Source organism: Aurantiacibacter atlanticus (genome assembly GCF_001077815.2).
GTDB lineage: Bacteria > Pseudomonadota > Alphaproteobacteria > Sphingomonadales > Sphingomonadaceae > Alteraurantiacibacter > Alteraurantiacibacter atlanticus.
This window is the reverse complement of record NZ_CP011310.1, coordinates 1466374-1488964: the sequence shown is the minus strand read 5'-3', so window position 1 is coordinate 1488964 and position 22591 is coordinate 1466374. Positions and strand designations below refer to the sequence as shown.

Annotated in this window: 24 protein-coding genes; 11 read left to right on the top strand and 13 right to left on the bottom strand. The window is 57.1% G+C overall.

Translation table 11 applies throughout. The features are described from left to right. The first annotated feature begins 15 nt into the window (after nt 1-15). From CP97_RS07265 to CP97_RS07215, 11 genes are all read left to right on the top strand, one after another. Nucleotides 16-324, top strand: a complete 309-nt coding sequence (locus CP97_RS07265) for a hypothetical protein (RefSeq protein ID WP_063612387.1) — start codon at nt 16-18, stop codon at nt 322-324. Nucleotides 325-624: 300 nt separating this feature from the next. Beyond that, nucleotides 625-1587, top strand: coding sequence for a malate dehydrogenase (gene mdh / locus CP97_RS07260; protein WP_048885393.1), 963 nt, complete (start codon nt 625-627; stop codon nt 1585-1587). Continuing rightward, on the top strand, nt 1587-1847 hold the full coding sequence (locus CP97_RS07255) for a hypothetical protein (RefSeq protein WP_063612386.1): 261 nt from the start codon (nt 1587-1589) through the stop codon (nt 1845-1847). The genes mdh and CP97_RS07255 overlap by 1 nt, the downstream gene beginning before the upstream one ends. 18 nt (nt 1848-1865) lie before the next feature. Beyond that, the gene (gene sucD, locus CP97_RS07250; RefSeq protein ID WP_048885391.1) at nt 1866-2756 is read left to right on the top strand and encodes a succinate--CoA ligase subunit alpha; all 891 of its coding nucleotides are present in this window, start codon (nt 1866-1868) and stop codon (nt 2754-2756) included. Nucleotides 2757-2789: 33 nt separating this feature from the next. Next, on the top strand, nt 2790-5627 hold the full coding sequence (locus tag CP97_RS07245; RefSeq protein ID WP_048885390.1) for a 2-oxoglutarate dehydrogenase E1 component: 2838 nt from the start codon (nt 2790-2792) through the stop codon (nt 5625-5627). Nucleotides 5628-5648: 21 nt separating this feature from the next. Then, a complete protein-coding gene (odhB, locus tag CP97_RS07240) occupies nt 5649-6890 on the top strand; it encodes a 2-oxoglutarate dehydrogenase complex dihydrolipoyllysine-residue succinyltransferase (protein ID WP_048885389.1) in 1242 nt (413 codons plus the stop codon). Nucleotides 6891-7005: 115 nt separating this feature from the next. Next, entirely contained in the window at nt 7006-8421 is a 1416-nt protein-coding gene (gene lpdA / locus CP97_RS07235; RefSeq protein ID WP_048885388.1) for a dihydrolipoyl dehydrogenase, read from the top strand. Further along, nucleotides 8393-9241, top strand: a complete 849-nt coding sequence (locus tag CP97_RS07230; protein ID WP_149036436.1) for a hypothetical protein — start codon at nt 8393-8395, stop codon at nt 9239-9241. The genes lpdA and CP97_RS07230 overlap by 29 nt, the downstream gene beginning before the upstream one ends. Further along, a complete protein-coding gene (locus tag CP97_RS07225) occupies nt 9238-9669 on the top strand; it encodes a VOC family protein (RefSeq protein WP_048885386.1) in 432 nt (143 codons plus the stop codon). The genes CP97_RS07230 and CP97_RS07225 overlap by 4 nt, the downstream gene beginning before the upstream one ends. A gap of 29 nt (nt 9670-9698) precedes the next feature. Beyond that, entirely contained in the window at nt 9699-10388 is a 690-nt protein-coding gene (locus CP97_RS07220; RefSeq protein ID WP_227819711.1) for a PepSY domain-containing protein, read from the top strand. After that, on the top strand, nt 10385-11008 hold the full coding sequence (locus CP97_RS07215; RefSeq protein ID WP_048885385.1) for a trimeric intracellular cation channel family protein: 624 nt from the start codon (nt 10385-10387) through the stop codon (nt 11006-11008). Before CP97_RS07220 ends, CP97_RS07215 begins: the two co-directional genes overlap by 4 nt. Nucleotides 11009-11021: 13 nt before the next feature. On the opposite strand, the gene CP97_RS16775 is transcribed toward CP97_RS07215, so the two are convergent. The 13 genes from CP97_RS16775 to rplR all read right to left on the bottom strand — a co-directional run bounded on the left by CP97_RS16775 (nt 11022) and on the right by rplR (nt 22590). Next, a complete protein-coding gene (locus CP97_RS16775) occupies nt 11022-11876 on the bottom strand; it encodes a hypothetical protein (RefSeq protein WP_236780948.1) in 855 nt (284 codons plus the stop codon). Between the two features lie 106 nt (nt 11877-11982). After that, a complete protein-coding gene (locus CP97_RS07205; RefSeq protein WP_048885383.1) occupies nt 11983-12540 on the bottom strand; it encodes a hypothetical protein in 558 nt (185 codons plus the stop codon). Nucleotides 12541-12671: 131 nt separating this feature from the next. Next, nucleotides 12672-14816, bottom strand: a complete 2145-nt coding sequence (locus tag CP97_RS07200; RefSeq protein ID WP_048885382.1) for a prolyl oligopeptidase family serine peptidase — start codon at nt 14814-14816, stop codon at nt 12672-12674. Nucleotides 14817-15089: 273 nt separating this feature from the next. Next, on the bottom strand, nt 15090-15509 hold the full coding sequence (gene rplQ / locus CP97_RS07195) for a 50S ribosomal protein L17 (protein WP_048885381.1): 420 nt from the start codon (nt 15507-15509) through the stop codon (nt 15090-15092). 85 nt (nt 15510-15594) lie between these two features. Continuing rightward, a complete protein-coding gene (locus CP97_RS07190; RefSeq protein ID WP_048885380.1) occupies nt 15595-16650 on the bottom strand; it encodes a DNA-directed RNA polymerase subunit alpha in 1056 nt (351 codons plus the stop codon). Nucleotides 16651-16769: 119 nt separating this feature from the next. Next, a complete protein-coding gene (gene rpsK, locus CP97_RS07185) occupies nt 16770-17159 on the bottom strand; it encodes a 30S ribosomal protein S11 (RefSeq protein WP_047003266.1) in 390 nt (129 codons plus the stop codon). A 52-nt stretch (nt 17160-17211) separates the two neighbouring features. Then, on the bottom strand, nt 17212-17580 hold the full coding sequence (gene rpsM / locus CP97_RS07180; RefSeq protein ID WP_048885379.1) for a 30S ribosomal protein S13: 369 nt from the start codon (nt 17578-17580) through the stop codon (nt 17212-17214). A gap of 887 nt (nt 17581-18467) precedes the next feature. Then, nucleotides 18468-19115 (bottom strand): adenylate kinase, encoded by a 648-nt coding sequence (locus CP97_RS07170; RefSeq protein WP_048885377.1) that lies wholly within the window; start codon nt 19113-19115, stop codon nt 18468-18470. A gap of 42 nt (nt 19116-19157) precedes the next feature. Then, nucleotides 19158-20522, bottom strand: a complete 1365-nt coding sequence (secY, locus tag CP97_RS07165) for a preprotein translocase subunit SecY (protein ID WP_048885376.1) — start codon at nt 20520-20522, stop codon at nt 19158-19160. A 107-nt stretch (nt 20523-20629) separates the two neighbouring features. Beyond that, complete coding sequence (gene rplO, locus CP97_RS07160) at nt 20630-21163, bottom strand: 50S ribosomal protein L15 (RefSeq protein WP_048885375.1); 534 nt, start codon at nt 21161-21163, stop codon at nt 20630-20632. A 79-nt stretch (nt 21164-21242) separates the two neighbouring features. Beyond that, nucleotides 21243-21428, bottom strand: a complete 186-nt coding sequence (gene rpmD, locus CP97_RS07155) for a 50S ribosomal protein L30 (RefSeq protein ID WP_048885374.1) — start codon at nt 21426-21428, stop codon at nt 21243-21245. Between the two features lie 5 nt (nt 21429-21433). After that, nucleotides 21434-22243: a 30S ribosomal protein S5 gene (gene rpsE / locus CP97_RS16490; RefSeq protein WP_048885373.1), complete on the bottom strand. Its 810-nt coding sequence runs from the start codon at nt 22241-22243 to the stop codon at nt 21434-21436. 2 nt (nt 22244-22245) lie between these two features. Continuing rightward, nucleotides 22246-22590, bottom strand: coding sequence for a 50S ribosomal protein L18 (gene rplR / locus CP97_RS07145; protein ID WP_048885372.1), 345 nt, complete (start codon nt 22588-22590; stop codon nt 22246-22248). Between the last annotated feature and the right edge of the window lies 1 nt (nt 22591).

The window sequence follows — 22591 nt, the reverse complement described above, 5'->3', positions numbered from 1 at the left end:
GGAAAAATCCGCACCATGTCGATCCGTTTCGCAGCCCCAGCCACAAAATGTTCCGCACGCATGACCCCTGATCGGGTTCGCGGGTTTCATACACGCGCGGCAAATGATAATGGCGATCTTGTCAGCCCGCCACATTTCAATGCCGCCCTGCGCCAATTCGCGAAGCATGGACTGTCTGCCGCACAGAGCGCGCATGACCAGGCAATCACCGCCTTTGCAGCAGGCGACCACGAAACATTCTTGTGGTGGCGCGATGTTTGCCGCGCTCTTGACCGGCGCATCGGCCGCAAGCTGTATGATAGGGATAGGTTTGATGCTTGCTAGATCATGCGCATGCAAGAGGGTTGTTGAACGGAACTTTCAGCGCATGCCGGGTTTGTTTAGGATGCGCGAAGCTGCATCAATTTGGGTGCCTCGCCACATGAGACAGACGCCATCCGCAAACAGCTGATATTGCTATTGCGAACTCTTAGCAAAAACTAATTCTGATTCCGTGTTGCAATGGCTTTGCGGCGGGCTTAGGGCGGGCACCGAATCTGGCGCGCGGCCCCTACGGGGCGCATGGCTGAGTGCCGACTGATCTAATATGAATGCGCCCGCGGCATTGAAGGACCAGGCTTTTCCATGGCACGCAAGAAAATCGCCCTTATTGGCGCCGGCATGATCGGCGGAACTCTCGCCCACCTCGCAGCCAAGCAGGAACTGGGCGATATCGTCCTGTTCGACATTGCCGAAGGCATGCCGCAAGGCAAGGCACTGGATTTGAACCAGTGCGGACCAGTCGAAGGCTTCGACGCGCGTGTAACCGGCACTAATGACTATGCCGATATCGCCGGTGCCGATGTCATCATCGTGACTGCTGGCGTCCCCCGTAAGCCCGGCATGAGCCGTGACGATCTGCTCGGCATCAATCTTTCGGTGATGAAGTCGGTCGGCGAAGGCATCAAGAACAACGCGCCCGATGCATTCGTGATCTGCATCACCAACCCACTGGATGCGATGGTCTGGGCGCTGCGCGAATTTTCCGGCCTGCCGCACAATAAGGTGGTTGGCATGGCAGGCGTATTGGACAGCGCGCGTTTCGCGACTTTCCTCGCTTGGGAATTTGACGTCAGCGTGAAGGACGTAAACGCCTTTGTGCTTGGCGGCCATGGCGACACGATGGTTCCGGTTCTGTCCTACTCCACAGTCAATGGCATTCCGGTGGGCGATCTGGCGAAGATCAAGGGCGTTGCAGCATCGCGCATGGATGAAATCGTTGATCGCACCCGCAAGGGCGGCGGCGAGATCGTCGGCCTGCTCAAAACCGGGTCTGCCTATTATGCGCCTGCCACCAGCGCCATTGCAATGGCCGAGGCCTATCTTGGCGACCAGAAGCGTATTCTTCCCTGTGCTGCCTATGTCACGGGTAAATATGGCGTTGATGGACTGTATGTCGGTGTGCCCGCCATGATAGGCGCCGATGGTATCGAAGATGTTATCGAAATCGAACTGTCGGATGAGGAAGCGAAAAACCTCAAGGTCAGCGTCGATGCGGTCGAAGAATTGCTGGAAGCATGCAAAGGACTGGATAACACGCTGGCGTGATGTCGGGGGGCTTTTTCCTCAGGGCCAGCGGTGCCGCTCCGTCGATGATCGGATCGCTCATGGTTCGGTTCGTCGGGCAAAAGGCTGGCGTCTTCACGCTTGCCGGGCTTCTGGAAGCTTCACTTTATCTCTTGGCCCATACCGCAATGGCCCCACACGGCTTTATTATGATAGTGCCTTTGCCATTCTGGCTTGGCTGCGCGCTGGGTTTGATAGTTTGCCTCATGGCTGACATCGCACAGCGCCGGAATTTCAATTAAGAATAAGGATAACGTCGAATGTCCATCCTCATAAACAAAGACACCAAGGTCATCACCCAGGGTATGACTGGTGACACAGGCACCTTCCATACCCAGCAGGCGCTCGATTACGGGACGCAGATGGTGGCGGGTGTAACGCCAGGCAAAGGCGGCACCACGCATATCGGCCTGCCCAATTTCAATTCCGTGCGGGAAGCGAAAGACGCGACCGGCGCAACCGCCAGCGTGATCTATGTGCCGCCGCCCTTCGCAGCTGACGCGATGCTGGAAGCCATCGAAGCCGAGATTGAACTGATCGTGGCAATTACCGAAGGTATTCCGGTGATGGACATGGTCAAGGTAAAGCGCGCGCTTTCCGGCTCCAAATCACGACTGATCGGGCCGAACTGCCCCGGCGTGCTCACCCCTGAAGAATGCAAGATCGGCATTATGCCCGGCTCCATCTTCAAGAAGGGCAGCGTCGGCGTTGTCTCACGTTCGGGCACGCTGACCTATGAAGCCGTCCACCAGACAACTGCCGTGGGCCTTGGCCAGACAACTGCTGTCGGCATTGGTGGCGATCCCGTCAATGGCACCAATTTCATCGACGTGCTCGACCTGTTTCTTGATGACGATGCGACCAAGTCAATCATCATGATTGGCGAAATTGGCGGCAGCGCAGAAGAAGAAGCTGCAGAATTCATCAAGCAAGAAGCTGCCAAGGGCCGCCGCAAGCCGATGGTCGGCTTCATCGCTGGTCGTACCGCGCCTCCGGGCCGCCGCATGGGCCATGCTGGCGCCATTGTTTCGGGCGGTAAAGGCGATGCCGACAGCAAGATTGCAGCGATGGAAGATGCGGGCATCCGCGTATCACCCTCGCCAAGCGAATTGGGCACCACGCTCGATGCGCTGCTGAAGGAACTGGCATAACCGCCGATCGCTTAGCCTCAGAGGAGAGGCCCCATGGGTAAAGAGTCACAAAATTTCCTTCCCGAAATGCCGTCCCAGGATGGGGCGCAGCAGGGGCCGAGCTGGGGCAATCCACGTTGGCCGCTGACGGATGGCGTGGGCGATCTGTCGCAGGCGATGGACCCGACCGACATGATTGCGGCGGTGAAAGAATCGGCTGCAAGATCAGGTAGGCCCACCGATTCCGCCAGCATCGAGGCCGCTGCGCGCGATTCCGTGCAGGCCATGCTGCTGATCCGGCTATATCGCGTGCGTGGCCACCTCGGGGCAAATCTCGATCCGCTTGGCCTTTCCCATCGCGAGGAACCCGAGGAATTGTCCCTCGCCTGGCATGGCTTTGCCGGGCAGAATGACAAGGAAGTCTTCGTCGGCGGCGCATTCGGCTTCGAATGGGTCACCGTCGGTGTTCTGTATGAGGCGCTACGCAGCACCTATTGCGGTCATGTCGGCCTGGAATACATGCATATCGCCGATACCGAAGAACGGCGATTTCTACAGGACAAGTTCGAAAGCCCCGAAGACACCATCAGCTTCACCCCGGAAGGCAAGCAGGCAATTCTGCAGGCCGTGATCCGTGGCGAGGAATACGAGAAATATCTCGCCAAGAAGTATGTGGGCACCAAGCGCTTCGGTCTCGATGGCGGCGAAGCCATGATTCCTGCTCTGGAAGCAGTCATCAAATATGGCGGCGCGATGGGCGTGCGAGAGATCATCTACGGTATGGCGCACAGAGGACGGCTGAACGTCCTTGCCAACGTCATGGCCAAACCATATCACGTAATCTTCCATGAATTTTCTGGTGGCTCTGCCAATCCTGATGATGTTGGTGGCTCAGGCGATGTAAAATATCACCTCGGCACCAGTACTGATCGCGAGTTTGACGGGATCAAGGTGCATATGTCGCTCGTTCCCAATCCCTCGCACCTTGAAGCGGTAAATCCCGTGGTGCTGGGAAAGACCCGCGCGCAGCAGGCCATGCATGACGATCTCGGCACGCATGACAAGGTGCTGCCCGTTCTCATCCATGGCGACGCCGCCTTTGCCGGACAGGGCGTGGTCTGGGAGTGTTTTGGCCTGTCGGGCGTGCGCGGTTACAATACCGGTGGTTGCCTGCACTTCATCATCAACAATCAGATTGGCTTTACGACCAGTCCGAAATTCGCGCGATCCTCACCCTATCCGTCGGATGTGGCCAAGGGTGTTCAGGCACCTATCCTGCATGTGAATGGCGACGATCCCGAAGCCGTGACTTTCGCATGCAAGCTGGCTGTCGAATATCGCCATCGGTTCAAGCGCGATGTCGTCATCGACATGTGGTGCTATCGCCGGTTCGGCCATAATGAGGGCGATGAACCCAAATTTACGCAGCCACTGATGTATGATGCGATCAAGAAGCATCGGCGCGTCTCGGAAATCTATTCCGAGCGGCTGAAGGAGCAGGATGTTCTGGATGATGGCGGGGCCCTTGCCATGCGCAAGGAATTCATCGACCAGCTGGATGCAGAGTTCGAAGCGGGCAAAAGCTACAAGCCCAATGAAGTGGACTGGTTCGCTGGCCGCTGGAGCGGGCTTCACAAGCCAGCAGATCCCGAAACCGCGCGGCGCAATGTCGACACGGGCATCGGAAAAAAGCTGTTCGACAGCCTCGGGCGGACGCTGACTACTATCCCTGAAGATCACAGCACCCATTCCACGCTCAAGCGTATTCTTGGCGCCAAAGCGGAAATGTTTTCCAGCGGCTCCGGCTTTGACTGGGCCACTGCCGAAGCGCTCGCTTTCGGTAGTCTGGTCAGCGAAGGGTTCGGGGTGCGTCTTTCAGGACAGGATTCCGGACGCGGCACATTCAGCCAGCGTCATGCGATCTGGGTCGACCAGAAGACAGAAGATAAATATATCCCCCTCGCTACCCTGCCTCACGGCAAGTTCGAGGTTTATGATTCCACCCTCAGCGAATTTGGCGTGCTTGGTTTCGAATACGGCTTTTCGCTGGCCGATCCCAAGACGCTGGTAATGTGGGAAGCGCAATTCGGCGATTTCGCCAATGGCGCGCAGATCATAATCGATCAGTTCATTGCCGCAGGCGAAGTGAAATGGTTGCGGGCCAACGGGCTTGTACTATTGCTGCCGCATGGCTTCGAGGGCCAAGGGCCGGAGCATTCCTCCGCCCGCCTCGAACGATTCCTGCAATTATGTGCGAATGATAATATCCAGGTCTGCAACATCACCACACCGGCCAATTACTTCCACGTATTGCGCCGGCAGATGATGCGGTCCTTCCGCAAGCCGCTTGTCATCATGACTCCCAAGAGCCTTCTGCGCCACCCGCTCGCCAAGAGCGAGGCCGACGAGTTCATGGGCGATCACCATTTCATGCGGATCAAGTCCGATCTCACACCGATCGCGGACGAGAAGGTTAAGCGCCTCGTTTTATGCTCGGGCAAGGTTGCCTATGATTTGATGCAAAAGCGTGACGAGGAAGAGGTTGACGATATTTCCATTGTCAGGCTGGAACAGCTCTATCCCTTCCCCGGAGAGCCATTGGCAGTGCGCCTGAAACGCATGACCAATCTCGAAGAGGTTGTGTGGTGTCAGGAAGAGCCGAGAAACAATGGCGCCTGGCATTTTCTCGAACATCGCATTGAAAACGCTTTGACCACTGCTGGTCATGACGGAATGCGTGCGAGCTATGCTGGACGTGAAGATGCCGCATCCCCTGCAACGGGCTTTGCTGCCCGCCATCAGGCGCAGCAGGAAGCCCTTGTTTCGGTCGCATTGAATCTTTCAAATCGCGGCGCATCCGCCGCCAAGCGCACTACGCGCAAGTCCAAGTAATAAAGCTGAGGAAATTGTCAGATGGCAACCGAAGTCACAGTCCCAACACTCGGTGAATCGGTCACGGAAGCGACCATCGGCGAATGGCTCAAGCAACCCGGCGATGCCGTGGCCGCTGATGAGCCTATCGCAAGCCTGGAAACGGATAAGGTCGCTGTCGAAGTGCCTTCGCCCGTCGCTGGCGTCATTGCCGAGCATAAGGTTGCCGTGGGCGATACCGTCGAAGTCGGCTCGCTTCTGGCTATCGTGGAAGAAGGCGGGGCCCCTGCTGCCAAGGGCGAAGACGCAGGTCGTGCCGCGAAACAGCGTGAAGAAGGAAAGGAAGATCAGGAAGAGGCCGCTGCGCCTGCTGCATCCTCCGACAGTTCCGTCACCATGTCGCCCGCCGTTCGGCGCGCCGTAATCGAACACGGTGTTGACCCTACGACAATCAAGGGTACCGGCAAAGATGGCCGCCTGACCAAGGAAGACGTGGTAGCCGCAGCAAAGGCCAAGGACGCTGCCCCTGCCTCAACGCAAACCGCAACCTCAGCACCTGCTCCTGCACCAGCCGCAAAGGGTGAGCGCCGCGAAGAACGCGTCAAGATGACCCGTCTTCGGCAGACTATCGCAAAGCGACTGAAAGGCGCGCAGGAAGAAGCCGCGCTTCTCACCACCTTCAATGATTGCGACATGACCGCCGTTATAGAGGCGCGCGAAGCCTATAAGGATCTGTTTGCCAAGAAGCATGGCATCAAGCTTGGTTTCATGTCTTTCTTCGCCAAGGCCGCGTGCCTGGCGCTGAAGGATGTGCCATCAGTCAATGCTAAGCTCGACGGGGATGAAATCGTATATCACGACTATGTCGATGTCTCGGTCGCCGTCAGTGCGCCCAACGGCCTGGTCGTACCAGTTGTCCGTAGTGTGGACCAGATGAGCTTCGCCGAAGTCGAATTGGCAATTGCCGGGTATGGCAACAAGGCGAAAGAAGGCACGCTGACCATGCAGGACATGCAGGGCGGCACATTCACCATCTCCAATGGCGGTGTCTTCGGTTCGCTGATGAGCACGCCGATCATCAACCCGCCGCAAAGCGCCGTGCTCGGCCTCCACCGGATCGAAGATCGGCCCGTCGCAGTAAATGGCGAGGTCGTCATCCGCCCGATGATGTATCTGGCGCTAAGCTATGATCACCGCATCATTGACGGACGCGAGGCTGTAACCGCGCTCAAGATCATGAAGGAAGCGATTGAGGATCCGATGCGGATGCTCATTGATTTATAGGGCAGACAATTCCCCGCACGGGTCACACCGTCAATCCACTGCCTCTCCTTTTCAGCAGCGCGGGAAAAAATGAAAAGAGATCTTTCGACAAGCTCAGGGTGAGCGGAGTTTGGAAATGGCAGACGAATATCAATACGACGTCCTTATTATCGGATCCGGCCCTGGCGGCTATGTTGCAGCGATACGCGCCGCGCAGCTGGGCCTGAAGACCGCATGTGCCGAGAGCCGCGATACGCTGGGCGGCACCTGCCTTAACGTCGGTTGCATTCCGTCCAAGGCAATGTTGCATGCCTCGGAATATTTCGATGCGGCGGCCAATGGCACGATGGCGAGCATGGGGATCGACGTGACACCCAAGCTCAACCTTCCAAAAATGCACGAACAGCGTCTGGACGCGGTTGAGGGGTTAACGAAGGGCGTCGCCTTCCTGTTCAAGAAAAACAAGGTCGACTGGAAAAAGGGCCACGCCACATTCCAGGACGAACACACGGTCAAGATCGGTGACGAAACTGTGACCGCAAAGGAAGTGGTGATCGCCACCGGTTCAAGCGTCACACCTCTGCCCGGCGTCGAGGTCGATAACAGCAAGCATGTGGTGGTCGATTCCACGGGCGCGCTGGAATTGCCCAAAGTGCCCAAGAAGATGGTTGTTATCGGCGGCGGCGTGATCGGGCTGGAATTGGGCAGCGTGTGGCGCAGGCTTGGCGCAGAGGTTGTCTGCGTTGAATTCCTCGATCAGATCCTGCCCGGTATGGATACTGACGTGCGCAAGGAAGCCAATAAGATATTCAAGAAGCAGGGCATTGAATTCAAGCTGTCCACAAAGGTCACTGGCGTCAGCGTCAAGGGCAAGAAGGCAACATTGACGCTGGAACCAGCTGCTGGTGGCAATAGCGAGACGCTGGAGGTCGATTGCGTCCTCGTCTCTATCGGACGAAAGCCCAATACAGAAGGTCTTGGCCTCGAAAACATCGGTTTGGACGTAAATGAGCGCGGTCAGATCGAAGTAGACGGCGAATTCCGTACCGCCGTGGACGGCGTGCGCGCGATTGGCGATGTAGTCCCCGGCCCCATGCTCGCCCACAAGGCCGAAGATGAAGGCATTGCCGTGGCAGAATGGATTGCCGGTCAGACGGGCATCGTGAACCATGACGTTATCCCGTCTGTCGTCTACACTCAGCCTGAAATTGCCGGTGTCGGCCTTTCAGAGGAACAGGCGATAGAGAAGATGGGCGGCGACAAATCGGCCATCAAGACAAGCAAATTCCCCATGATGGCAAACAGCCGCGCCAAGACCAATCATGAGCCGGACGGTTTCGTGAAGATCATCGCAGAGGCTGAGAGCGATCGTGTGCTGGGCGTGTGGGCTATTGCCAGTGTCGCCGGAACGATGATCGCCGAAGCCGCCCTTGCCATGGAATTCGGCGCGACGAGCGAGGATATCGCCTATACGTGTCACGCCCACCCGACTCATGCCGAAGCGATCAAGGAAGCCGCGATGGGTGTTCAGGGTAAGCCGATCCACATCTGAGGTGCCGTGGCGGGATCGCTTTCCGGCAGCTCTGACGCTGGTTATCCCGGTGGTGTTCGGGGCCGCCTGGATGGCTGCTGGCGGGGCGCCTGTGCATTTTCCCTTGGTCAATCTTGGGGCGCTGGTTTTGTCCCTGCTGTGGATCATGACAGGGCGCGGGCCGCATACCGCATTTAGCCGCCATTTATTGGCAGTCGTCCTTCTGTTGGTAATGGTGGCACCAGTGGTGATCGGACCGCAGGTGACTTCCATAAGCGGAGATCGGGTGGTGCGATGGTTTCCTCTCGGCAATATTACTCTGCATGCCGGTATGCTGACCACTCCGGCGCTTATTGTGCTGGCTGCGCGCAACAGTAAGCTAGCTGCGCCAATCATCCTTGCAGCCTTGCTGGCTACCTTGCTGCAGCCCGATGCTGCAACCGGATTTGCCCTTACTTTCGCCGCCGTTGGCCTGCATCATGTCACAAAAGACTGGAAAGTTGGCCTGGTCAGCATCCTTGGCTTTTTTGCGTCCATAACAATGGCACTTCATGGTGAGATTGCGCCTCAGCCCTTTGTCGAACGCGTCTTGGTCGAGGCTGCCAAGCAAGATCTGCTTCTGGCAGCCGCCCTTGCAATAAGCCTGATCAGCGCATTTTTGCTGATCCTTTTTGCTATCTCTGTAGTGCGGGAGGTCCGCTTTGCGCTGGCAGGGCTTCTATTCGGATTTCTCATCATGTCATTGATGTCGAATTACCCTACCCCGTTTATTGGTTATGGTGCGGCACCCATATTGGGCTTTGGCCTTGCTCTTGGACTTCACAGGATACCTGCTCGATGACCCAGCTTTCGCCGTTCCACCTTGCCTTTCCGGTCGATAATCTGGACGCTGCACGCGAATTTTGGGGCGATGTCATGGGATGCGCAGAAGGGCGATCGTCCGACGACTGGATCGATTTCGATTTCTACGGCCACCAGATCGTGGCCCATCAGGCACCATCTATCGTGGCAAAGGCAGGCCATGGCACCAACCCTGTGGATGGGCATGACGTCCCCGTACCGCATTTCGGTATCGTTCTGGGCATGGAAGAATGGCAGGAACTGGCCACGCGTTTGACCAAGGCCGGCATTCGCTTCGACATAGCGCCGCACATCCGCTTTGCCGGAGAAGCTGGAGAACAAGCGACGATGTTCTTCCACGATCCCAGCGGCAACGCTATTGAGATGAAGGCATTTGCGGACCGGTCGAAAGTTTTTGCGACGGACTAGTCCTGCTGGCTTCGCGGCAGTAGGGCGCCATGATGGCTCAACAGAAAATCCTGCGCCGTTTCGCCAAATGGCATATCTGGCTTGGTTGGCTGATCGGGGTTCCGATCCTGATGTGGACGGTGACCGGCCTGATCATGGTCTGGCAACCCATTGAATATGTGCGTGGAAATCATCTGCGCGCCGAAACACCTGCAATTCAAACAGCGCAGATCGCCTTGCCGACAGAAGATGTGGGAGAAGTTTCCGGCTTCACTCTACAGCATCAGTTAGATGGGCCTGTTTGGATCGTCACGCGGGAAGATGGCGGTCGCACCCGCTACTCGGCTCAGGACGGTTTGCGCATCGGATCGGTCGGAAAAGATGAGGCCCGTCTTATCGCACAGGCCACCTATACAGGCGCGGGCTCGCTCGATACCCTCACGCAGTTCGCAGATGACGAAGCGCCGATGGATCTGCGCATCTGGCGCCCATCATGGCAGGCCAGCTATTCAGACGGGACGCATGTCTATTTGGATCAGATCACTGGCGAGGTGTTGGCCGTGCGAAGCGGATGGTGGCGGATTTTCGATTTCGTCTGGGGTCTCCATATTATGGATTTGCAGGACCGTGAGAATACCAGCCATCCGATCCTCATCATCTTTGCGGCTTTGAGTGCGATAGGATCGCTCCTCGGCTGTGCACTCATGTTTCGTCGGCGCAAAGCGCGGGTGAAGGCATGAACGAACAAATACTTACACCACTGCTCGACATCCTCGACCTTCTGGGCGTTGCAGTGTTTGCGCTGACTGGCGCATTATTGGCGGCCAAGGAACGGCAGACCTTCGTCACCATGGTGTTTTTTGCATTGCTGACAGGCGTTGGCGGCGGAACAGTTCGTGATTTGCTGATCGGCGCGCCCGTGTTCTGGATGACAGATCCCTGGGTCGCAGTGGTATGCCTCGGCGTATCATTGCTGGCGTGGTTCACACCGATCCGCTGGTGGGAAGGCAAGCTGCTGGATTTCTCTGATGGCGCGGGGCTGACGACCTATGCAGTTCTTGGATCTGCCAAGGCGCTCACTTACGGCGTGCCGCCGGTGCCAGCCATCATGATGGGCGTGGTGACGGGCACAGTCGGCGGCATAGCCCGCGACGTGTTAGCGGGGCGACCATCCATCGTGATGCGGCCTGAACTCTATGTCACTGCGGCTGCATTATCGGCCGCATTATGTGTCATTGGAGAATATCTCGCGCTGCCGCGTGTTCCGGTCTGGATAGGTGCGGCTTCAGCAGGCTTCTTACTCAGGAGCGCAGCGATCTACTGGAACCTGTCGCTTCCACCCTATAAGCGGAATAGTTGAAGCCCAGTGACCTTCAGCTGCCGGATTGACTGAAATCGGGTGTTTGGCCGGTGCTGTATCTTCCGTCACTGCCACCAGTATAGCCATCTTCGCCATAGCTATCACCTTCATCTACCGCATAGCCCTCTTCACCGGGGATCGGTCCACCCGGATAGGCGGGAGCGCGGTTTTCAGCAGAGCGGTAGGTATAGGCGTTCTGCGATGGCGTGGTGGTGCTGTTACGAGCGCGGGAATAGGCACTGTCGTCCCATTGATCACCGAACGGGCCGGATGCGTTCCGATCATCTGCGTTTTGCGATGAAAAGCCGCGCACTCCGATGTCTACATCGCGAATGCGACCGTCATTGTCGATCCAGCAGTTCCAGCTCCCACCATTTTCCAGTGTTCCTGCAACCCGCCAGCCATCGCTGGTGCGGCGCGCAGAGTCTATGTCTTCTACGCTGTTCCGCCCACGCTCGATTTGGTCCATGCACATATCGGCAGCGTGTCTCAGGCCGCGGCTGTCTTGCGCGCGATCATTATAGTCATAGTCGCGGTCGCCGTAATCGCGGTCATTGCGATCGCGGTCGTCATCACGATCCCGATCGCGTCCCGAACTCGCAATAGCGGCAATAGCCCCGAGAATGAGGACACCTGCCACGACATCGCCTGCATCAACACCGCTGCGATGACGATGGTGATGGCGATAGCCATGACGTGGACGATACCGGCGCCAGCGCTGATTGGATTGATCAGCCGCAGCACCCGTCTGCACTTCAACATCTGAACCGCCTGTATAGGGCAGTTCGGCAGCAGCGACAGGCGTTGCGGCCATGGCAAAAGCGGCACTTAGAGCCGCGGCTGAGACGATTTTGCTTGGCTTGCGCATTGTTGTTCCCATCACTGATCCTGTGAGTGGCCCACATAGATAGGCGGTCCAGGCTGAAACCAACCTGAACCGCCTCCCCCGACGAATGGGGTCTAACTATGTGAGCCTAAAGGCCGCGGATACCGCTGAAATCAATATCGACCACGCGCCCGTTGCGATAATCGCACTTGAAACGTCCTTCATCCCAGCCATTGTTGCGGCCACCCCGGCGATAGTCGCCGCGATAATTGCGACTGCGGTGATTATCGCGCACTGCGATGCGGCCTTTCACTTCGAAGCCGCGACGTTCACGATCAACATCGCGAATTTCATAAACTTCGGCACGCGAACCGCTCCAGCGTTGAGCTTGGCGCTCTGCAGCGCGAACGCAACGTTCTACAGCTTGGCGACCATTATTGGCGCCATAACCACGGCGATTATCGCGATAGTTCCGATCCCCATAGTGGCGATCATCATAGCGGTCGTTATTGCTGGAGGAGAGGATTGCCGCGAGTCCACCCAGGATAACGGCACCGGCGATAACTTCACCGGCAGAAATGCCATTGTCATGGCGGTCGCGATAGCGATCCTGTGCGGCGGCGGGAGACGCTGCGGTCAGGGCCATCGCGCCAGCCGCGACGGTTGCAAACGTTCCCTTGGCCAGTGCTTTGGTCGTGGACTTCATCAGAGTTCTCCTTCGTATCATGCGATGACATCTGTGCCACCGATATGAAGGTTCTAGTCGAATCGTTCTGAGGTGAGGCTGAACTTGCCTGTCGCCGAATGTTCAGGAAAGTAGGCTGCTTCCTGAACGCCCTATTCGCCGACTTTCAAGCCTGTCCAATATCCAAGAAAACTCAGGATATCAGCTGCTTCTGCAATTGCCTTGTCAGTAGGTTTGCCCGATCCATGGCCCGCGCGGGTCTCGATCCGGATCAGTTGAGGGCGATCCCCCAATTCTTCTGCCTGCAAGGCTGCGGTGTATTTGAAGCTATGCCCCGGTACCACACGGTCATCCGTATCAGCAGTTGTCACCAGTAGCGCGGGATATTGCGCGCCAGACTGGATATTGTGGAGCGGAGAATAGGCCCGAAGAATGCGCCAGTCTTCCTCACGATCGGGATAGCCATAATCATCCACCCAATACCTTCCGGCCGTCCACTGGTCGAAACGCAGCATGTCCATCACACCGACAGCGGCATTGCCCGCCGCAAATAGATCGGGACGCTGGTTTACAACCGCACCAACCAGCAGTCCGCCATTGGAACCGCCCTGAATGGCCAAACCATCTTCAGGCGTGATGCCCTGCGCTATCAGATATTCGCCGGCGGAGATGAAATCATCAAATACGTTCTGCTTGTTTGCCCGCCTGCCGGCATCGTGCCACGCCTTGCCATATTCGCCGCCGCCGCGAAGGTTTGCGACCGCATAGGCGCCGCCCGCCTCGACCCAGGCCATTCGACTGGGCGAGAATCCAGGAGTAAGCGAAATGTCGAACCCGCCATAACCATATAGCAATGTTGGCACGGCATCGCCGCTGGCGGCAATATCGGCGCGGCGCACGATGAACATAGGGACGCGGGTGCCATCCTTGCTTTCATAAAACTGCTGCTCGACCACGAAGTCATCGGGATCGAAGCTAATGTCAGGCGCGGCGAATTCTGATGTTTCTCCTGTCGTCACATCATAGCGATAAATTGTCGCGGGCCGGTTGAAACTCGTGAAGCTGTAAAATGTTTCATTACTGTCGGGGCTACCATAGAAGCCACCAGCGCTACCAAGTCCGGTGAACTCTATCTCGCGCACCATTTCGCCACCCAGCGTATAGACATATGCGCTGGAGGATGCGTCTTCCAGATATTGAATCACCAGACGATCGCCAATCATGGAAGCACCTGCGATTGGCTGATCGCGCTCGGCGATCAGTTCACTCCACCCCGCTGATGGATTGTCCATGTCGATCGACAACACGCGGTAAAGCGGCGCGTCGGTGTTGGTTACGAAGAACAGGCGTGATCCGACACTGTCGATAAGGCTCCAGCTATTCTCAAAACCGGTCACGAGTGGCTGTGGCCGCCAGCCACGCGTTTCACGGACCGAAAGATCAACGACATGAACCTCGTGTCGGGCATCAGTTCCGGTGGAGGACGTCAGGATCACCCAGCGTCCATCATCACTTGTCTGTGCCACGTGATTGCGCTCGGGATGGTCGGGCGTTGCATAGATCTGGCTGTCAGCTGACTGATCGGTGCCAAGTTCGTGGAAATATACCGCCTGATCGAGGTTGAGCGCCTGAAAATCCTCGCCCTCTTCAGGTTCGGGGAAGCGCGAATAGAGAAAACCCTCTTCGCCCACCCATGCCAAACCGGTGAACTTGGCCCAGCGAATATCGCCGCCGAACTGTTCTCCGGTGGTCACATCCAACACCCGCAGTATACGCCAGTCGCTTCCGCCGTCCTGCACGCTGTAGAGCAGCTTGCTGCCATCGGGCGAAGGCACCCAGTCAGACAGCGCCGTCGCACCATCTTCCGCCCATTGATTGGGATCCAGCAGCAATCGCGGCACACCATTCAACCCGTCACGAACGTAAAGCGGCGATTGGTTCTGCAAACCGGAATTGCTCGTGTAAAAATAACGCCCGCCACGCTCCACCGGAACAGAGAAGCGCTCATAATCATACAATTCGCCAATGCGGGTGTTGAACCATGGGCGTGCTGGCAATTGTTCAAGATAGGCATCGGTAACACGATTCTGCTGCGTTACCCACTTGGCGACATCCTCGCTATTGCGCACATCTTCTTCAAGCCAGCGATAGGGATCGGCCACCTGCTCGCCAAAGAAGGTTTCAACCACGTCGTCGCGCTGCGTTTCGGGATATTGGGGAGCTGTCATATCCTGCGCGTTAGCGGGTATGGCGATGGTGGCAAGCAGCGTGGCGACTGCAATAGCTGTGCGGGTCATTTTATCTCGCTTTGCGATCCTTGATGATCACTAGTTGGCAATGAAACCAATATTTTGCAAGTTACGCAATTACCAGGTTATCCAACGATGCCATTTCTGCATTGTCCAGCAATCGCCTCTGCCCCGCGAGCCCATCGCCCTTCAGGCTGCGGGCAGAGGTATCGGAAACATATGTTCCGGATCGTTGAGAGCACTCTGCCGCATGTCCTCTCAAAAAAGAGGGCCGCCGGATCGCTCCGACAGCCCTTCATCTATCTCTTGAGACGATGCGCTTTACGCGTCTTCGTATTCGTCCTCGGTCACCACCGGGCCGCTGTCCATGCCCTTGGCCTCTTCATCACGGTCGACAAATTCGATCACGGCGATAGGCGCAGCATCGCTGGCGCGATAGCCGGCCTTGATCACGCGTGTGTAGCCACCTTCGCGATCAGAATAACGCTCGGCCAAAACTTCAAACAGCTTCTTTTCCTGCGCTTCATCCATTATGCGGCTGTGCGCAAGACGACGGTTGGACAGTCCGCCACGCTTGGCCAGCGTGATGAGCTTTTCGACGTAGGGGCGAATTTCCTTCGCCTTGGCCGTAGTAGTAGTGATCTGCTCGTGCTTGATCAGCGCCGCTGCCATGTTGCGAAACATGGCCGTGCGGTGCTGAGACTTGCGGCTAAGCTTACGACCGGAAATACCGTGGCGCATATTCTTGACTCCATTCGAAAAGGGCCCGTTCTAGGTTGCCCAGTGCAGGCCGGAAGAAGAGGTCCGGCCCAAGCCCCTTGGGCTATCAGCCGAGCAGTTCCTGCTCCAGCTTCTTGGCCATTTCCTCAATGTTTTCCGGCGGCCAGCCAGGAATATCCATGCCCAGACGCAGACCCATGCTGGACAACACTTCCTTGATCTCATTGAGCGACTTGCGTCCGAAATTCGGCGTCCGCAGCATCTCGGCTTCGGTCTTCTGCACGAGATCACCGATGTAGATGATGTTGTCGTTCTTGAGACAATTGGCGGAGCGGACACTGAGTTCCAGTTCGTCCACCTTTTTGAGAAGGTAACGGTTGAGCTGGTTGGTGTCGCTTTCCTGCGGTTCTGCTGCAACGCCAATCATCTGGCCCTGCGGCTGCGGAATACCATCTTCGAAGTGCACGAAAAGCGTCAACTGGTCTTGAAGAATGCGCGCTGCATAGGCGATCGCGTCTTCAGGCGTGACAGTGCCGTCAGTTTCGATGGTCAGGCTCAACTTGTCGAAGTCGAGTTCCTGGCCCACGCGAGCGTTCTCGACCTTGTAGCTAACCTGCTTGATCGGCGAATAGAGGCTATCAACTGGAATAAGACCGATGGGTGCATCGACCGGACGGTTCGACACGGCAGGCGAGTAGCCCTTGCCACTGTCTGCTGTCAGTTCCATGTTGAGGGTCGCCCCCTCGTCCAGATGGCACAGAACCAGATCCTTGTTCAGGACCTCGATGTCGCCTGAAACAGCGATGTCGCCAGCCTTCACTTCACCAGGGCCGGTGGCGGAAAGCTGCAGGCGCTTGGGGCCCTCGCCTTCCATCTTGATTGCGATCTGCTTCACATTCAGAACGATGTCGGTCACATCCTCGCGCACACCAGCCAGGCTGGAGAATTCGTGCAGCACGTTCTCGATCTTGATCGAGGTGATCGCAGCACCCTGCAGGCTGGAAAGAAGCACACGACGCAGGGCATTGCCCAGTGTCAGGCCATAGCCACGCTCCAAGGGTTCGGCGACGAAGGTGGCTTTGCGCTTCTTGTCGCTGCCTTCCTTGATATCGAGGGTATTGGGCTTCTTCAGTTCCTGCCAGTTCTTAGTATTGACGGACATGGACTTCCCCTAAAGGTAATTAGTGGTGCAAAAGCCGCGGTGCGCTGAGACGCCGCGGCCGATGCGAGTGACTGTTTGCAGGAAACCGGTTCGCATCGGCCACCTGCGGCAGGCTTCGATCAGACGCGGCGACGCTTGGATGGCCGCACACCATTGTGCGGTATCGGCGTAACGTCACGGATCGAAGTGATGGTGAAACCCACCGCCTGCAACGCCCGCAGCGCGCTCTCACGACCGGAACCCGGCCCCTTGATTTCAACTTCCAGCGTGCGAACGCCGTGTTCAGCCGCCTTCTTGCCGGCATCGTCTGCAGCGACCTGCGCGGCATAAGGCGTCGACTTACGGCTGCCTTTGAAACCCATCATGCCTGCACTGGACCAGCTTATCGCATTGCCCTGTGCATCGGTGATGGTGATCATGGTGTTGTTGAAGCTGGCATTGACGTGTGCAACACCGCTGGAAATGTTCTTCTTGTCACGGCGCCGGATACGGCCTGGTTCGCGTGCCATCTTGTTAAATTCCTTTTATACCAAAGAAGGGAAAAGCGCAGGAGTTCCCGGCTTACTTCTTCTTGCCGGCGATCGGCTTGGCCTTGCCCTTGCGGGTACGGGCGTTGGTGTGGGTGCGCTGACCTCGGACCGGAAGGCCCTTGCGGTGGCGCAAGCCGCGATAACATGCGAGGTCCATCAATCGCTTGATGTTCATCGAAGTCTCACGACGCAGATCGCCTTCCACGGCATATTCGGCATCGATGGTTTCACGGATCTGCAACACTTCGCCATCGGTCAGGTCCTGCACGCGGCGGGCGTGATCGATGCCGAGCTTGTCGATGATCTTGCGGGCCGTTGTCGGGCCGATTCCGTGAATATAGGTGAGCGCGACAATCACGCGCTTATTTGTGGGGATATTTACCCCGGCAATACGAGCCACTTAGTTCTCCATGCTCCACAGGGGACTGGCTTGCTCCGAAAGGAGGGCGCGCCCTATCTCATAGCGGTTAAGTCGGGCAATTACATCGAAACGGCGAGAGCAGGCGAGCCAAAAACCGGTCCCTGTCGATATTTCTTTGCAATTGAGCGATAGACACGCGCAGATAGGGTGATTCTTCCCCTGCGTCAACAGGTGAAAGCAGGCACACGGTATCCCGTTGCCTGCACCGATGTTCCCGGACTGTAGAATTGCTTATAGCGCGACCTCTCCTGCTAGTCAAAAAGGTCGATCACCATTCGTAGACTTCACCGCCCAATCGGGTGGCAAATCCGCCGAAAGACTGAGGTTGCACTCTATCCCCGAACCGTCGCTCTCCGCGTCACCACAGCCCGGGCGCAGACTACGTCGTTATCAGGGAGGATCAGCAGCCAATGTAGCGCGCGTTTCGCCTCCGCTCATGGCACGGCGGCGAACCTTGGCGCGCATAGATTGCACCACTGGGTCTATGAGAAAAACGTACACTGAGCACAACAGAAACAGGATTGGCAACGCAGCAACAAAAACAGTTAAGCCCCGAACATTTGCCCCCTGCGCGGTCTCGCCAAAAACCGCCAATGACGCGAGCAGCCCGGCCTGCCAATGCAACAAATAGACGGGATAGCTGAAGTCACCCAGGACCCGGTCAGCCTGCTTAAACTTGCCCTCCAGCCTGAGCGAAAATAGTCGCACGACAACCAGTGCGGTGAGGATAGAATTTATCTGGTTCCCAGTCAGTGCCGAAGATATGCGCTCCTTTTCCGAGTTACCTCGGCTTAGATGCCCGCACGATTTACAACATGTATCAGCTTCAAAGCGCAGAGCTTCCAGTTTCTGTAACCAGACCCAAACTAGCTGGCCAGCACTTTTTCCACCGCCGCGATTACCTCTTTAATCGATGCCATGCCATCAATGCGGTGAACGATGCCACGTTCTTCATAGATGGGCAGGATCGGTGCGGTCTTGGCTCGGTATTCTCCCATGCGGGTACGCACGGTTTCCTCATTATCGTCGGGACGGCGCTTGAATTCGGTAGAGCCACATTTGTCGCACACACCCTCTTTCGCGGGTTGCTTGTGCCGATCATGATATCCTTCGCCACATTTGGCGCAGGTAAAGCGGCCCGTGATACGATCTACCAGCGCATCCTCATCCACCTGCAACTCGATTACGTAATCAAGCTTGCGGTTATGTTGGCCGAGAATTTCATCAAGCGATTCTGCTTGCGCGGCGGTGCGCGGATAACCATCGAAAATGGCGCCAACATCGTCACCCATCGACGCGAGCTCTGCATCGATCAAGGCAGATACAATTTCGTCGGACACAAGTTCGCCGCGCTCCATCACGGCCTTGGCTGCAAGGCCAACAGGCGTTTGCGCCTTGACCGCATTCCGCAGCATGTCTCCGGTGGAAAGCTGCCGCATACCGTGATGTTCAACCAGCAAGTTGGCCTGTGTGCCCTTGCCCGCGCCCGGAGGGCCCAAAAGGATAATATTCATGGCTTGCAGCGAATCCCCATTCAACGAGCCGGCAGCGCTAGCCTAGCGCGTACGGCCCTTCAACTTCGCCTTTTTGATTAGATCGCCATACTGGTGAGCCAGCAGGTGCGATTGAATCTGGCTGATCGTATCCACAGTGACATTGACGACAATCAGCAGGCTTGTGCCGCCCAGAAATAGCGGGATGCCAGTCTGCGCAATACCCCATTCCGGTATGACGCATACAAGCGTAAGATATATCGCCCCGACCACAGTGATGCGCGAAAGCACATAGTCGAGATATTCGGCAGTGCGCTTCCCCGGCCGAATGCCGGGGATGAAACCGCCCTGCTTCTTCAGGTTTTCAGCCGTTTCCTCAGGATTGAAGACAACTGCTGTGTAGAAGAAGCAGAAGAAGATGATCCCAGCTGCATACAATAGCATATACAGCGGTTGCCCGTGCGCGAGATACTGGTTGAGCGTCTGCACAAAGCTGCCAGTCGAACTGGTCGTATCGATGGAATTACCAGCAAACTGCGTAATCGTGAGTGGCAGCAGCAAAAGCGAACTTGCGAAAATCGGAGGAATGACGCCAGCGGTGTTCAGCTTCAACGGCAAATGCGAGCGATCTGCCTGCATGCCGCCGCGCTGCGCTGCGCGTTTGGGATATTGTATAAGTAATCGCCGCTGCGCGCGCTCCATGAAACAGATCACCAGAATAAGTGCGATGATCATGATGACAAGACCGCCGATCACCACCCCGCTGATGGATCCGCTGCGTCCCCCTTCGAACAGATTAGCCGTGAAGGTAGGGAATTGGGCCACAATACCCGCCATGATGATCAGCGAAATACCATTGCCGATACCCCGACTAGTGACCTGCTCACCCAGCCACAGCAGAAACATGGTTCCGCCAACCAGATTGATGACGGTCACAATGCGGAACATGATACCCGGATCGACCACGGCTTGTAGACCGCTCTGCGCGCCATAGGCTTCCAGACCAGAGGCGAGGAACCAGCCCTGAATCGCGCACAGAAATACTGTGCCGTAGCGCGTATACTGGTTCAGCCGCTTGCGACCGGCCTCGCCTTCTTTCTTCAGAGCAATCAAGCTGGGATGCAGCGAAGAGGCAAGTTGGATGACAATGGAAGCTGTAATGTAGGGCATCACACCCAACGCAATCAGGCTCATCCGCTCCAGCGAACCGCCGGAAAACATGTTGAACATGTCGAGGATGCCGCCACGCGTCTGGTCGTAAAGCGATTCCAGAATCATCGGGTTCACGCCGGGAAGCGGCACAAAGCTGAGGAAACGGAAAACGATCAGTGCACCGATCGTAAACCAGATACGCTGCTTGAGCTCAGTAGCCTTGCTGAAATTGGCGAGGCTGAGCGTGCTTGCAATATTATCGGCGCGGGATGCCATCGGTTGCCTTAATCCTGGTACAAACGCCGGTCCCTCCCGGCTTTCCGGGAGCTAGATAGGGAGACGCGGGCCGTATGTCGAACCCTGCGCCTCACATTATCTTCCGCTCACTTGCTTTTGGCGGCCTTTGCAGCCGTATTCGCCTCACGGCGTGCGGTCTTCTTCTCATGCTCGGACGGGCCACGATCAATTACCTCGACCTTGCCGCCAGCCTTTTCAACCGCCGCAACTGCACCCTTGGACGCGCCTGCAACGCTAAAATTGAGCTTGGCAGTGATTTCACCCTTGCCCAGCAAACGAACACCATCCTTGCCGCCACGTGCCACACCGGCAGCTTTCAGTGCCGCATGGTCGATTGTGGATCTGGCATCGAGCTTCTTCGCATCGATCAGTTTTTGGATCATGCCGAGGTTCACTTCGGCGTAATCCTTGCCAAAAGGATTGTTGAAGCCGCGCTTTGGAAGTCGCATGTGAAGCGGCATCTGGCCGCCTTCAAAGCCCTTTACCGCTACGCCTGAACGGCTCTTCTGGCCCTTCTGGCCGCGCCCTGCGGTCTTGCCCTTGCCCGAACCAATGCCGCGGCCTACGCGCATACGGTTTTTGCGGGCGCCTTCATTATCACGGAGATCGTTAAGTTTCATTATCTTGCACTCGCTTTCGCTTTGTTCGCGCTAATAGGATGGCTCTCTGCCAACAGCGGCAAAGAGCCATGATTGTCAATTAGTCGACCACGGTAACCAGATGCGGAACCTTGGCAATCGCGCCGCGCACCTCGGGGGTGTCCTGGCGTTCGACAACCTTGTGCATCTTGTTCAACCCAAGACCAATAAGGATCTTGCGCTGGCTTTCGGGACGACGGATCGGTGAACCGATCTGCTTGATCTTGATGGTCTTCTTAGCTGCCATCGTTCTTACTCCGTCAGGGCCGCAGCGTCAGCTTCGGCCTCTACTTCGCTAGAGCCACCGCGACCAAGCAGGTCTGCGACCTTCTTGCCGCGACGCTGCGCAACCGACTTCGGTGAAGATTGGTTGGTCAGGCCATCAAAGGTAGCGCGAATCATGTTGTAGGGATTGGACGTACCGACCGACTTGGTCACAACGTCTGCAACGCCGAGCGCTTCGAACACTGCACGCATCGGGCCACCGGCGATGATACCTGTACCGGCCGGAGCCGAGCGAACCACAACCCTGCCCGCACCGAAATGGCCAGTGCCATCATGATGCAGTGTGCGGCCTTCCTTCAGCGGAACGCGAATCATGGATTTCTTTGCAGCAGCAGTAGCCTTGTTGATGGCTTCAGGCACTTCGCGCGCCTTGCCATGTCCAAAGCCCACGCGGCCCTTCCCGTCACCGACCACAACCAGCGCAGCAAAACCAAAGCGCTTACCGCCCTTCACTACCTTCGCAACGCGATTGATGTGAACGAGCTTTTCAATGAGCTCTTCACCATCGTCGTCTCCGCCACGACCGCCCCGGCGATCATCGCGACCACGACCGCGGCCACCGCCCCGGTTGTCACCGCGACCGCCACCGCTACCACGGCCACCACGATTTCCGCCACCACGATTATTTTCGCGGGTACGCGGCTCGCCTTCGGCGCCCTGCGCTGCAGACTGGTTCTCACCGGCTTCGCTAGGAGCCGTGCTCGGCGTCGGGGTGGACCCGGCATTGTCAACCTTGGCTTCAGCCTCGGCCTTTTCGGTCTTGTTTTCGTCAGCCATTATCAGAACTCCAGCCCGCTATCGCGTGCCGCATCGGCCAGCGCCTTGACGCGGCCATGAAACAGGAAACCACCACGATCGAATACGACAGTGGTCACGCCAGCCTTCTTGGCGGCTTCGGCAATGTCCTTGCCCACCTTGATGGCAGCATCGACATTCGCACCCGAAGTTTTCGCTCCGAGCGTGGACGCAGCAACAACCGTGCGGCCATCCTTATCATCAATGATTTGCGCATAGATGTGCTTGCCGGTGCGGTGCACAGACAGCCGTGGCTTATCGCCCGACCGCTTGCGGAGTGCTGTACGCACCCGGCGGCGGCGGCGTTCAAAGAGAGAGAGCTTTGCCATC